This window comes from Fructilactobacillus florum DSM 22689 = JCM 16035 (genome assembly GCF_001436645.1).
GTDB lineage: Bacteria > Bacillota > Bacilli > Lactobacillales > Lactobacillaceae > Fructilactobacillus > Fructilactobacillus florum.
The window spans coordinates 1-13,455 of sequence record NZ_AYZI01000009.1; the positions used below are offsets into that span (position 1 = coordinate 1).

At 43.2% G+C, this 13,455-nt stretch carries 14 protein-coding genes; 10 read left to right on the forward strand and 4 right to left on the reverse strand.

Annotation, left to right across the window (positions count from 1 at the left end):
- Positions 1 to 310, forward strand: a 310-nt coding sequence (locus tag FC87_RS07110; RefSeq protein WP_477190168.1) for an aggregation-promoting factor C-terminal-like domain-containing protein, incomplete at its 5' end; no start/stop codon positions are given.
- A 165-nt stretch (positions 311 to 475) separates the two neighbouring features.
- A complete protein-coding gene (locus tag FC87_RS05540) occupies positions 476 to 859 on the forward strand; it encodes a hypothetical protein (protein ID WP_009166360.1) in 384 nt (127 codons plus the stop codon).
- Positions 860 to 919: 60 nt separating this feature from the next.
- Here FC87_RS05540 and tyrS read toward each other — a convergent pair whose 3' ends face one another.
- Positions 920 to 2,173 (reverse strand): tyrosine--tRNA ligase, encoded by a 1,254-nt coding sequence (tyrS, locus tag FC87_RS05545; RefSeq protein ID WP_009166361.1) that lies wholly within the window; start codon positions 2,171 to 2,173, stop codon positions 920 to 922.
- A gap of 224 nt (positions 2,174 to 2,397) precedes the next feature.
- Complete coding sequence (locus tag FC87_RS05550) at positions 2,398 to 3,192, reverse strand: tyrosine-protein phosphatase (protein ID WP_056961849.1); 795 nt, start codon at positions 3,190 to 3,192, stop codon at positions 2,398 to 2,400.
- A 133-nt stretch (positions 3,193 to 3,325) separates the two neighbouring features.
- Between FC87_RS05550 and FC87_RS05555 the strand changes: the two genes are divergently transcribed.
- From FC87_RS05555 to rbsU, 4 genes are all read left to right on the forward strand, one after another.
- Positions 3,326 to 3,577, forward strand: a complete 252-nt coding sequence (locus FC87_RS05555; protein WP_009166363.1) for a hypothetical protein — start codon at positions 3,326 to 3,328, stop codon at positions 3,575 to 3,577.
- 77 nt (positions 3,578 to 3,654) lie between these two features.
- Complete coding sequence (gene glpK, locus FC87_RS05560; protein WP_009166364.1) at positions 3,655 to 5,217, forward strand: glycerol kinase GlpK; 1,563 nt, start codon at positions 3,655 to 3,657, stop codon at positions 5,215 to 5,217.
- Complete coding sequence (locus FC87_RS05565) at positions 5,218 to 6,102, forward strand: GRP family sugar transporter (RefSeq protein WP_035422139.1); 885 nt, start codon at positions 5,218 to 5,220, stop codon at positions 6,100 to 6,102. It abuts the gene before it with no gap.
- A gap of 111 nt (positions 6,103 to 6,213) precedes the next feature.
- Positions 6,214 to 7,134, forward strand: coding sequence for a ribose/proton symporter RbsU (gene rbsU, locus FC87_RS05570; RefSeq protein WP_035422140.1), 921 nt, complete (start codon positions 6,214 to 6,216; stop codon positions 7,132 to 7,134).
- 82 nt (positions 7,135 to 7,216) lie between these two features.
- On the opposite strand, the gene FC87_RS05575 is transcribed toward rbsU, so the two are convergent.
- Positions 7,217 to 8,101, reverse strand: a complete 885-nt coding sequence (locus FC87_RS05575; RefSeq protein ID WP_009166365.1) for a 3-hydroxyacyl-CoA dehydrogenase — start codon at positions 8,099 to 8,101, stop codon at positions 7,217 to 7,219.
- A 234-nt stretch (positions 8,102 to 8,335) separates the two neighbouring features.
- Positions 8,336 to 9,328, reverse strand: a complete 993-nt coding sequence (locus FC87_RS05580; RefSeq protein ID WP_056961851.1) for a LacI family DNA-binding transcriptional regulator — start codon at positions 9,326 to 9,328, stop codon at positions 8,336 to 8,338.
- 109 nt (positions 9,329 to 9,437) lie between these two features.
- On the opposite strand from FC87_RS05580, the gene FC87_RS05585 reads away from it, so the two are divergent.
- The 4 genes from FC87_RS05585 to FC87_RS05600 are packed head-to-tail and all read left to right on the forward strand — an operon-like array spanning position 9,438 to position 13,395.
- The gene (locus FC87_RS05585; protein WP_054690677.1) at positions 9,438 to 10,181 is read left to right on the forward strand and encodes a sugar phosphate isomerase/epimerase family protein; all 744 of its coding nucleotides are present in this window, start codon (positions 9,438 to 9,440) and stop codon (positions 10,179 to 10,181) included.
- Between the two features lie 2 nt (positions 10,182 to 10,183).
- Positions 10,184 to 11,467 carry a hypothetical protein gene (locus FC87_RS05590; protein WP_035422147.1) on the forward strand — a complete coding sequence of 428 codons (1,284 nt, stop codon included), beginning with the start codon at positions 10,184 to 10,186 and terminating at the stop codon, positions 11,465 to 11,467.
- A 21-nt stretch (positions 11,468 to 11,488) separates the two neighbouring features.
- Positions 11,489 to 12,451, forward strand: coding sequence for a sugar kinase (locus tag FC87_RS05595; protein WP_009166369.1), 963 nt, complete (start codon positions 11,489 to 11,491; stop codon positions 12,449 to 12,451).
- Positions 12,452 to 12,453: 2 nt separating this feature from the next.
- Entirely contained in the window at positions 12,454 to 13,395 is a 942-nt protein-coding gene (locus tag FC87_RS05600) for a phosphoglycerate dehydrogenase (protein ID WP_054690683.1), read from the forward strand.
- Positions 13,396 to 13,455 lie beyond the last annotated feature (60 nt).

Here is a 13,455-nt window from a genome sequence, read left to right on the forward strand (position 1 = left end):
GCCCGCTCCTGCTGCAGCTCCGCAACCAGCTGCTAAACCAGCAGTTCAGGCTCAACCAGCTCGGCAAACAACTAACAATGCTCCAGTTAACAATGATGGCTCAATGGATTCAATTGCGCGCGTAGAATCAGGTGGTTCATACACAGCTCGTAACGGTCAGTACATTGGTAAGTACCAATTGTCAGCTTCCTACTTGAATGGTGACTATTCTCCAGCTAATCAAGAACGAGTTGCTCGGCAGTACGCAATTAGCCGATACGGTTCTGTTCAAAACGCCGTTAACTTCCGTGCTTCACACAGTTACTGGTAAACAAAATTTTTATAAATTAAATTTTAATGAGACCCACCCAGTTCGGCACGTGCCGACTAGGTGGGTTTTTCATTAGTGTCTAGATGAAAATGGTGTGGTAAAATTAGATAACCAGTTTCACTGGTTAGTTAAACGGAATGTAGATTAAACAGGAGTTTATGACTAATGCCAGAAATTAAAAAACGCCAGATACTTAATCAACGTATTTTAGAAAAAGAAATTGCTACGATTGGGACTACTCGTGATGAAACTAAAAATAGTCAAGATTTTCGAGTTTTAGTGGCTCTCTTAAACGGTGATCCGAGTTACTTGGATCCGCAAATTATTAATAAAAGTAGTTTGGGAAACGTATATTCGATTTGGTTATCTTCTTATTTAAACGAACCCGGGATGACTAATCTGAACCAAAAAAGTTTAGAAATGATTATCGAAAATTATGATTTTCGCCAAGATGAAACGGAAGCAGATGCAAATCCACTGTATCAAAAATACCTAAAGGGAGAGGTGTCGTTAGCTGACATTAAAGCATCCCTGACGGCAGCAGATTAATTTCAAAGAAAAAAAGAAGGATGACAACCATTAGGGTGTCGTCCTTCTTTTTTTAAGGCATTATTGGACTTGTGCCAGAAAATGTTTCTTCTTACCACGTTGCGCAATTAAATAACGACCGTCAAAATTATTTTGAGGATCAATTTGCGCATTGGTATCAGTTATTTTAATGCCGTTAATCCGAATGGCCCCATTCTTGATATCTTCGCGCGCCTGCCGTTTAGAAGTTTCAACCTGCATTGTTAATAACAGGTCGACTAAATTATGGGGAGTTTTTGCAATGGTAGTGGTTGGTACGCTGTGAAAGACTTGCTGGACTTCATCTGCGGTCAGTTCCTGGAGATTATTCGTAAAGAGTAGCTGAGCGATTCGTTCAGCATTTTCTACGGCAGCATGACCATGAACAAATTCAGTTACGTTTTCAGCAAGGGCGCGTTGGGCGTCCCGTTTCCAGGGCGTCTGTTCAACTTTTTTTGCCAATTCATCAATTTCTGCGTGGCTCAAGAAGGTGAAAAATTTCAGGTATTTTACAACATCGCGATCATCTTGGTTGTACCAAAATTGATAGAATTCGTAGGGCGTGGTTTTTTGGGGATCGAGCCACACCGCCCCGCCGGCAGTTTTGCCAAATTTGGTGCCGTCTGCTTTGAGCATGAGAGGAATAGTTAATCCAAAGACCGGCTGTTTTCGACCGACTAACTTATGAATTAAGTCAATTCCCGCTGTGATATTTCCCCACTGATCGGCGCCACCAACTTGAAGCTGAACGTGATGCTTTTGATTCAACGTTAAGAAATCGTAGGCTTGAAGGATTTGGTAGGTGAATTCAGTAAAGGAAATTCCTTGATCCAACCGAGTGGCCACGACTTCTTTATTTAACATGGTGTTGACATTGAAATGTTTTCCGTAATCGCGTAGAAAGTCCAACAAACTAAGATCTTTAGTCCAGTCATAGTTGTTAACAATTTTGATGTTTGAATTAGTTCCAAATAATTGTTGCATTTGCTTGGTGAGTGCCGTGACATTAGCCTGTACCTGCTGTTTGGTTTGCAACTGCCGTTCAGTTGCACGACCGCTGGGATCGCCGATTGAGCCAGTAGCCCCACCGATGACAATGTACGGGTAATTACCGGCTCTGGCGAAACGTTCCATCAACATAAAGGGAATTAGATGACCAATGTGCATACTGGGCCCCGTGGGATCAACCCCACAGTAGAGGGCAATCGGGTGTTCCTGAAGTTCCTGCGTTAGTCCGGGTAAATCAGTCACTTGATTAATGGCGCCTCGCCATTGTAGATCGTTTAAAATATCCATTGTTGGTCTCCTTTTAACAAAATAAAAAGCGTCTCAATAGCAACGCTATTGGGACGCTGACGCGCGGTACCACCCATTTTCAGGTCGGTTGACCTGCACTTAATTTAGGTTAAAGTTGTAATTTGAGGGGTGAACCTGCATGGCTTGCAGCAACCGCCAATTCTCTGACATCTCAGTTCACCCTCTTGCTACGTATTATAAATAAATTTGTTTAGTTTGGCTAGTCATTCGAGATAAAGTTGTCGTAATTTGGTGAGGTCAGCCGTTGACAAGCCAATTCCCTGGTGCAAAAAATTATCCATTGAACCATAGCGTTGCTTGATTTCAGCGAGGGCTGCATTTAAGTAATCTATGTCAACGCAATAAAGGGCACGGAGATTCTCAGCCGCTTGGTCAGAAAAGCCCGCCTGTTTTACATCGGCGACCTTTTGTTCGATAATATCACGAACCACTTCATTAGTTAGGAGATAATCATGTTTAATCGTTTCTTCATCAACGCCAAGCGCTGCCAAAATAAAAACAGCAGCCATTCCAGTTCGATCCTTGCCCGCCGTACAATGGAACAAAATGGCATCCTCCGCCTGATCATTGTTTAAAAGCGTTTGAAAAAGACGATAAAAAGCTTGGCGGGGTTCTTTCTTACTAATCATTTGGACATAAGTATTTACCATGTGATCATGTCCATAATGAGGGTCATTTTCTAATAATTTACGGAAATCACGGGGATCTTGGGAATTATCAGTGCGATCTTCGTTAAAAACCGGGGTAAAGTGGTAAACAATGTTGCTGTTTGCGAGTTGGTCACCGGCTGCGTTTACCTCTGGTTTTGAACGCAAATCGACGTCAGCACGGACTCCGTAAGCTTCCAGATAATTCAAATCGGTAGCAGTTAAACGACCGAGACTGCCGGTTCGGATCAACTTTTGCCACTTGACGCGGTGCCCATCACGGGTTTCATAGCCACCAAGTTCGCGAGGATTGTCGACTGAATCAAGTGGTAAAACACGCTTATTTTCCATGATTTCACTTCTTTCGCAATAGTTATAGTACTTTAATTATAGCATGACTCAGAAAACTACGGAGCGTCTGGTGTTTACAAAAATCGAAAAGTGTCATAGGCTAAAGGCAAACGTTTTGAAGGAGATTTAGTCCATGAAAATGACGGAACGACAATTAATTCAAGAAATTTTAAATACCGTTGATGTCCTGTACGACTTTGAAAATGTTGATGAGGATACTAAGGAATATACGTTATTAATCAAGCAACAAAACAATGATCCACGGTCATTGCAGGTGATTAATGATGAGATGAAGCACTACTTCAAGGAAGCAGCCTTTACCTATCAAGAACAACTTCAGCCCGCAGATCTCGATTGTGACATTAAGGTTGAAATTAAACGTTAAAATTAGCTTGGTGGTGCAGTTAGACTTTGAGTCTAACTGCACCATTTTTTTCGAAACAAGGTCGCCGTGTTATGATAATGCGAGCAGCTTTGACGAAAGGGGTTACCATGACAACTTCAGCACCTTACATTTTAGCCATTGATCAGGGAACTAGTAGTACGCGAGCGGTTATCTATGATCATGATGGTCGAAAAGTGATTGAAAGCATGAAACCAGTTCCACATATCAATAACCATTCGGGGTGGGTCGAACAAGATCCGGATGTTATCTGGAGTTCCGTGCTTTCAGCGATTGCCGCCGCGCTGATTGATGCTCAGATTCATCCAGAGATGATTCATTCGATTGGGATTACTAATCAACGCGAAACGACCGTAGTTTGGGATCGCAATACCGGCAAGCCCATCTATCCGGCAATTGGCTGGCTTTCACAACAGACCAATCATTTGGCTGATCAGCTCCGTCAGGATGGGAAAGCGGGGGTTATTCGAGAAAAAACGGGTTTAGTGATTGATGCCTATTTCTCTGCGACCAAGCTTCGTTGGATTTTAGATCAGGTTCCAGGAGCACAAACCCGGGCCGAGGCAGGCGACCTGCTTTTTGGGACAATTGACACTTGGTTGATGTGGAAGCTATCGGCCGGTCGCATTCACGCAACCGACTATACCAACGCCAGCCGGACGATGCTCTTTAATATCCATACTTTGGAGTGGGATGCTGATATTTTGCGGATGCTGAACATTCCACGGACGATGTTGCCAAAGGTGCAACCTAGCGATGCGGTTTATGGGTTTACGGAGAACTACCAATTTTACGGCGTGCAGGTCCCAATCGCTGGCCTAGCTGGTGATCAACAGGCCGCGTTAGTCGGTTCGATGAGTTTCACCCCTGGCATGGTAGAAGGAACCTATGGCGACGGTGCTTTTATCATGATGAATACGGGCACGCAACCAGCTAAGCATGCCGATCGATTGTTGACGACAATTGCCTATGGAATGAATGGCACGGTGAGCTACGGTTTAGAAGGAACCATTTTCACGGCCGGGCGGGCATTGTTGTGGTTGCGTGATGAACTGGGGTTGATCAAGGATGTTCCAGCCTCGCGTAAGGCGGCAAATGAGGCAGACCCGCAGAGTAATGTTTACCTAGTGCCAGCTTTTACTGGACTGGGGGCACCTTATTGGGATACGAAAACGCGAGGAGCAATTTTTGGCATGACACAGGCGACTGGAGCTAACGAACTGGTGCAAGCTACGTTACAATCAATCGCCTATCGAACTAAGGATATTGTCGATGAGATGGAAACAGCTACGCAACTTGCGATTACCCAATTCGGAGCAGATGGTGGTTCCAGTCGGAATACTTATTTAATGGAATTTTTGGCGGATATCCTGGCTAAGCCAGTGCAACGAACTAGTGATGAGGAAACTACGGCTTGGGGTGCCGCTGTTTTGAGTGGACTAGCAACCGGCTTTTGGAAGGATGTGGATGAAGTCCAACAAATTACTACTACGGGACGATGTTTCACAGCTAAAATGACGGAACCAGTCCGGCAACGACGATTGCGAGGATGGCGGCGAGCCGTGCAGGCCGCTCAGAGTTTTCAACCGCAGGCTAACCATGATCAAAAGGAGCACGAATAAATGAATCTGATCGCACTTTTAGTTGGATTATTTCCAATTTTGGGTTGGGGGTTATTTCCAACGATTGCGAGTAAAATCGGCGGTCGACCAACCAACCAAATTCTAGGGGCTACGCTCGGCAGTTTTTTGACTGGGGTGGGAGTTAGTTTCCTTTTTCATTTACCATTGCCGACGGGGATGGTCTTGTTAGTGGGCAGCTTGTCGGGAGCGGGCTGGGGCTTTGGTCAAATTATGGGCTTCAAAGGATATCAACTAGTCGGTTCTTCACGGGTTTTGCCGATTCATACCGGTGTCCAGATGGTAATCAATACGTTGTGGGGCGTGCTCTTCCTTGGAAATTGGGCTCGCCTAGATGCAAAAATCATGGGTTTCAGTGCATTGTTAATCATCGTGGTGGGAACTTATCTAACCATTTGGCAACAGCATCGCCAAGCCGCTAGTGTGCACAAAATGCGCGTGGCGATTGGGTATCAGTTGATTGGATCAGCCGGGTACTGGCTTTATTCAGCAGCACCCCGCTTCATCAATCTAAGTGGACTTACGGTTTTCTTGCCACAGGGAATTGGAATGGTTGTGGCGGCAGTAATTTATTGCCTGGCACGACTTAAACACGAAAATGCTTTTAAGGAACGGGTTTCTTATCAACAGATCATTTCTGGAGTAGTGCTTTCGTTAGCAGCGCTTAGCTATTTCATCGCAACGCAGCCCAATATGTTAGGACTATCGACCGCCTTTGTGCTTTCACAAGCCTACGTGATTGTGTCAACCTTAACGGGAATTTTCTGGCTTCATCAAACTAAGACGCCCCGAGAAATGGTAGTCACCTTGCTAGGATTGGCTTTGATTGTGGTCGCAGCAGCCTTGACAGCCTTTATTCCAAACTAGCGGAAGAAAAATTAACTAATTTCATGAAATCGCTTTCAGATAAAATGAAAATGATTTATAATTAACTCAGAAATAATTTACTGACCCGTTGCGGTCAATGGAGGAAAAAAGATGGAAGGAATTGCATTATTAATTGGAATTATTCCAGTTATTGGGTGGGGATTCTTCCCCACAGTCTCATCTAAGATTGGAGGGAAACCTTCTAATCAGATTTTGGGTGCTACGATTGGAGCCTTGGTCGTCGCATTAGTTGTGTACTTTGTCTCAGGTAGTGCTTTCCCAACTGGATGGAACTTAGTTTACGGGATTCTATCTGGATGTGGTTGGGGCTTCGGTCAGATTATGGCCTTTAAAGGTTATACTTTGATCGGTTCTTCACGGGTAATGCCAATTACCACTGCTTTTCAACTGATTGTAACTGCGCTATGGGGTGCTTTTGCCCTGAGCAGTTGGCCAGGTGCTCTGAACAAGGTCTTAGGAATTCTTGCTCTAATCGTTATCATCATTGGAGCAACTTTGACGACTTGGTCGGAAAATAAAGAAAATACAAATGTCGATGCCTTGAAAAAGGCCGTTATTTACCAATTAATCGGGGTTATCGGTTACTGGTTATACTCGGCAGCCCCACAGGCTGGTAATTTAACTTGGGCGAAAGGAATTTTGCCAAGCACGCCAGAAATGACTGGTTTACAAGCCTTTTTACCACAGGCGATCGGAATGGTCTTAGTTGCGGTAGTTTATAGTTTGATGCGAATCAATCAAGAAAATGTCTTTAAGGAAGCAGTTTCTTATAAACAGATTTTTGCAGGATTACTGTTTGGAATTGCTGCTTTATCATATCTGATTGCTGCACAACCTAAGATGTTGGGACTTTCAAATGCTTTCGTAATTTCGCAGGTAAGTGTAGTCTTAGCAACTTTGACAGGGATTTACATGTTGCATCAGAAGAAAACATCTAAAGAAATGGTTATGACGTTAATTGGGCTAGCATTGATCATTGGTGCTGCCGCAGTAACTGCCTTCTTAAGATAGTTATATAAAAAACGATCCATCGTTTTGATGGGTCGTTTTTTTGATTGCTAAATTTAAGCAAACAGCAAAGTTAGTTCGCTGATTACTTTAAAAAGTCGGCTTGTTGATAGGCGGGGTGCGGATAGGTATAGAATCCCTGCCCAGTTTCCACCCCAATATGGCCAGCTGCCAGCATATTTTTAATCTTGGTGTAGACGGGTTGGGATAAATCAGCTTGCTCATCTGCTTCACCGATGGCTAAGATAGTCCGAATGCCGATCAGATCTAAATAGCCAAAGGGACCAATTGCACTTCCAGTGGCGATCATCCAAGTTTTATCAATGGTTTGAAAGTTTGCAACGTCAGTTCCCCACAGGTTTAAAGCGGCTTGTAAAAAAGGAATTAACATGGAGTTCAGTAAATAACCCGCCTGTTCCTTATGGATTACCAACGGAACCATGCCAATCTCCTTAGAATAGGCGATAAAAGTATCAATTAATTGTGGATCAGTCTGACTTTGGGGCATGATTTCAGCTGTATTGTATTTCCAAATTTCATTAGCAAAGTGGTATGCCAAAAACTTAGTTGGGCGACCAGTATCTTCAGCAAACTCAGATGGAAGCATGGTTGAGGTATTGGTTGCTATGACAGTCTTTTGAGGGGCGATTTGTGCAAACCTCTTAAAGAAATCGCGTTTTAAAGCTCGATTTTCGGGGAGGCATTCAATTACTAAATCAGCATTTGCAACGGCAGTCTCTAAATCCGTAAGGTAATGCAAATTTGTTGATGATTGTTCAAGCTGTTGATGAGAGAGCTTTAAAAATTTAGTAGCGGTTTGTGAATATAAAGTCACTCGCTGCCGAGCCTTGTCTAACGATTGATTTTTTCTCCCCCAGATGGTCACGTTTTTACCATGCAAAGCTGATACAAGCGCAATTTGAGCTCCAAGGACCCCGCCGCCGATGATTGTTACGTTTTGATAAGTCATGATTTCCTCCCGAGGAATCTAGTTATAAAGTCAACTAAATTGTAGCATTACCAAAACAAAACGACATCATTGAAAATGATAATTGTAAAATTATAATGACAGTTGTGTTCAGCTTTGATAAATCAAGGTCTAGCTACGTTTGGTTCCATTCGGCATGCTAAAGAATTTAAAATTAAAAAAACCGATGTCTATTAGGGACATCGGTTTTTTGCATTTGGTTACTTTAAACGGTGATCATAGAGAAGCACGTTTAATTAATGAAGTTGGAATTTCAGTTTTTTCAGTTTTTGTTTTTTTCGGATTGTCAATCAGTTTGACCAATTTACAAGCCGCTAATTTTCCAATCTGATGGGGGTTTTGCATAATTGATGTAATGCCAGGAGTGATTAAATCAGCCAGACCACTATCATCATAGCCCAGCAAACCAACATCTGTAGGAAAATCAATTTCTGCCGAGCGCAGCGTTCGAATTGTCTCCCATAGCAGGGAACCATTTAGAGCATAGATGACGGTCTTTTGATCTTGCTGAGCAGCAGTCACTAAAATCGTTTGCCAGTCCTGCTCTTGATCTACGTTAAGAACCTGAATATTGATGTTGCTAGTTTGAAGGGCGGCTTTTAAGCCGGACAAGCGATTTTTTCGACTACTGATATATTGGATGCTATTTGTCAAGACAATCACATGCTGGTAGTGGTGTGCTTGGATGAGGGCACCAACTTCGGCAGCTTTTTTAAAATTATCAGAAACAACGGCTGACCAGTTACTAGTTTCCAAATAGCGGTCTACTTGAATGGTTGGCAGGCCGGAGGCAATCAATTGTTCATAATTTTTTGCTTGATTGTTGAGCGGTTGCAGTAGTAATCCATCGATCTCATCACGTAGCAGCTTTTGAATGTTGGCTTGTTCTAATTGGACGGAATTATCGGCATCCATAATCATGATCTGATAGCGCGTTGACTGCAAATAGTCATTGATCCCCTTGAGCAGGCGGGGAGTATATGGATTGGAAATGTCGGCTACGGAAACTCCCAATAAATAAGATTGATTAGTTTTCAAACTTTGGGCGTTACGGTTGGGTTGATAGTGGAGTTTGGCGATGGTAGCTTCGATTTTGTTTTTGGTAGCTTCCGACATGTTGGCATATTTTTTGTTTAGATAGCGTGAGACGGTGGTTTTAGATACCCCGGCTGCTTTTGCAATATCATTAATAGTTGTCTTTTTCATCATACTCGCATTATACAATAAAAAAGTTGACAATATCCATGAAAGCGATTACACTTATTTTTGTAAACCGGTTTCCGAAAACGGTTTACAAAAATAGGAAGAGGTACACATCATGGAAAAGAACAACCTAGTTTTAAACAATTTGGTCTTCGCTAATGCCAGGGCTCAAGGTGAGTTGCAGTTAGAAATGCTGCACACGGCGGTTAGTTTGGGGATTACTAATGTAGAAATTCGCCGCGAATTTTTCAAAAATATCCCGGGTGAAATCAAAGGGATTCGCGCTTACGCAGAACAACATGGCTTAACTTTGTTTTATTCAGTTCCGGATGAATTATTTATTGGAGGCAAGTTAAACGCTAAGTTGACGACTTACTTTACAGAGGCTCAACAATTAGGAATTCATGCCATTAAATTTAACATCGGTGAATTTAAAGGATTTAAGACCGAACAACTCATCAAGCTGGAACACTATGGGCGATTAGTTGACCAGATTAATGTTGAAAATGATCAGACGCAACAGTCCGGAAGTTTGGCAGCGATTGTCAACTTTTTGGATGCCGCCCGACGCCATGGATTGCAAATTGGCTATGTTTATGACTTGGGTAATTGGTGCTATGTCGATGAAGATCCACTGCAAGCAGCAACGATGCTGACTGAACACGTGAGTTATATTCATCTGAAAGATTGTCTTGGCAGCGGGAAACAAACTGTGACGGTTCCATTAGGTGACGGTGAGCTACCATGGGAAACGATCCTTCAGCAATTACCGCAAGATGTTCCGGTGGCTTTGGAGTATCCAACGGCCTCCCAAGCTGTTTTAGAAGCGGGGATTGCGAAGCTTACTGAAGGAGACTGACGATGACAAATATTATCATTAGTACACTGTTACTAATTACTTTTTTGGCGTTCATTTACTACATCATGAAGGGCGGGAATCTTACCGTTGGCTTCTTCATCATGGCAGTGCTGTGGTCCGTTATCGGATTAATTCCTTTCAATACGGTCATGCAAAAGGTAATTGCCGAACCGGCGTTGAATTATGGACCCACCATTATCTATATTATTTTTGGATCTTGGTTTGGTCGGGTTTTAGTGGAGACGGGGATTGCAGGTTCAATATCAGCTCAGACCGAAAAAGTTGGTCGTAAAGCTCCGATCTTAGCTACGATTATGATTGTATTAGTTACGGTATTGATCTTTTCATCGGCATATGGGGTTGGTTCGGTAATGGCAATCGGGGTTATTCTAATTCCCATTCTGTTGTCGATCGGAGTCCCCAAAAGATTAGCGATTCCAATTTTTACAATGGCAATTGGAGGAGCAATGTACCTCAACGTCGTGCTCTTTAATCAAATTAAGGCCTTTTTTCCGTCCGTTAGTTATTCTGGAAAATATTTGATGTTTGGGATTACGGCAATGTTGGTTCAAACCGTGGGGATTATTATCTTTATTCTAATCCATCGGCGCCAGATTAAGGGCGGAGCCATCGAGGAATTAGCCGAAGCAAAAGCAGGTGCCCCAGCTGTTCCTCGAGTTAATCCAATTACGTATGTGATTCCACTACTACCGGTAATTTTCAATTTAGTTTTTAAGTGGGATGCCATTCCCGCACTGCTACTATCAACGTTAATCGCCTTGCTCTTGACCGGTAAGATGAAAACGTTTCATGGACTGGTTGATTTTGTTAATCAGACCACGGTACGCGCAGTTAATGACATTGCGGGGCTGATTATTTTCTTACTAGCGCTTATCATGTTCGTTGGAGCTGCCACAATTAATGTGCCACATTTTAAAGGTTTGATTGAAGTGATCCTGCCCCATAATCCATTGATATTAGCGCTCTTGTTTGCGGTATTAGCACCGTTAGCACTCTTTCGTGGTCCGTTGCACGTATGGGGAGCAGGAGCTGCTACGGCTTCAGTTTTAGCAGCCACGGGCTACTTTAATCCCATGTTTTTATTACCACTATTCTATACCGTAAGCATCATGGCGGTTTCAATTGATCTAACTCAATCTTGGAATACTTGGGCTTTAACCTATTCAAAATTGAGCAGTAAAGAATATCTCAAGACCGGCGTACCAGTGATGTGGATAATTACCGCGGTTAATGTCATGTTGGTGTATGTATTTTTTGGCCACTAAGTAACGAAGGAGAACAAACTGATGACGGAACTATTAACTTTAGGCGAACCAATTGTAACTTTTGCTTCTAAAGACTTAGGAGCAGGATTGGTTGACAGTATTGATTACTATAAATTGCTGGGTGGGGCGGAATTGAATGTGTTAATTGGCGCTGCGCGTCTAGGCCATTCAACTGAGTATATTTCGCAAGTCGGGCAAGATCCGTTAGGTGATTTTGCGATTAAAAACATTAAAAATCATCAAGTCGGAACTACTTACATTGAGTCCGATCCGAATAACTGGACGGCCTTTCAACTCAAGGAGCTGGTTGCTGAGGGGGATCCGCAGACGTTTAATTTTCGGAAGAATTCGGCCGCAGCTCACCTGAAACCAGCGGTGATTGACGAAATCGATTTTTCTGGGGTTAAAATTGGTCATCTTTCGGGGATTTTTCCGGCGATTTCACGACTCGCGCTAGCTACGTTTGAGGAATTTGCTACTAAATTACTAGAACACGGGATTCTAACTACCTTTGATCCTAATCTGCGCCCAGCATTGTGGGACTCCGAGGCACAGATGATTGAAACAATTAATCAGTTAGCTCGTTTTGGTCAAATTGTGTTACCGGGGATTAACGAGGGTAAAATTTTGGTTGGCAGCGATGACCCAGAAACAATTGCGGATTTTTACCTGCACAATGGCGACCAAACCCGGACGGTGGTTGTTAAATTAGGGGAAGCGGGAGCCTACCTAAAAAACAAGGGAGACAAACAGGGCAAGATTATCCCAGGTTTTCGGGCAGCCAAAGTAGTTGATACAGTCGGAGCTGGTGATGGTTTTGCACTCGGTTTGATAACCGGATTACTTGATCAGCTGAGTCTAGAAGCAGCTGTAGAGCGGGGCAATGCTGTGGGGGCTTTGCAAGTGCAAACTCCCGGTGATAACGATGGTTATCCAACCCCCACTCAACTTCAGGAATTTTTGATTGCACAAAAAGGAGTATAGTTATGTCCAAAAAAATTGTTTATTTACCAGATGATATCCCAGCAGTTGGCAAGGAAATCTTAAAAGAAGCTGGGTTGCAAGTGATCGTCGGAACCAGTAGCGACAAAGCTGTGATGATGAGTGAAGGAGCAGCTGCAAATGCTGTTTTGATCGGGACGCAGCCATTTGATGCGGAGATCATGGATGCCATGCCGAACCTACAAGTAATTGCGCGAAACGGGGTGGGATATGATGCAGTTGATGTTGCAGCCGCTACGCAGCGTGGAATTCAGGTAGTTAATACTCCAACTGCACTGTCTGGTTCCGTGGCTGAGACCGCTATTACTGAACTTTTAGCGATCAGTAAGAACCTTTATCAGGATTCCAAAGCACTTCATGATGGTCATTGGAACTATCGAAAAAACCATCTTGGTCGTGATTTAGAGGGTAAAACGGTTGGAATTCTTGGTTTTGGTCGAATTGGTCATCAGGTCGCGGCTAAATTGCAGGGATTTGGAGTCAAAATAATTGCAGTGGATCCATCCTCACGACCAACTGAAGGGGTCGAGCTGGTTGACCGTGATACGTTGTTTAAGACGGCTGACTACGTGATGGTTCATTTGCCTGCTATTCCTGCAACGGAGCATTCGATTGGCAAACGGGAATTTACTATGATGAAAGATGACGCCTATTTGATTAACATGGCTCGTGGAAGTATTTTAGTGGAAGATGATCTGGTGGCGGCCCTTCAGACGGGACAAATTGCTGGTGCCGCATTGGATGTGTTTGAACACGAACCTCTACCTGTTTCAGATCCACTAGTGCAGTTGGAGAACGTTTTGTTAACTCCGCACATTGCTTCCAATACGGTTGAAACCAAGCAACGAATGGCGGTTGATGCAGCCCATGATATTGTCAAGGTGTTGCATGGTGATGATCCTAACTTTCCAGTTAATCAAATTTAATTAGAAAGTTATTATCTCCGATACATTAATAAATAAACTAAAACAAGAACATATGCTTAA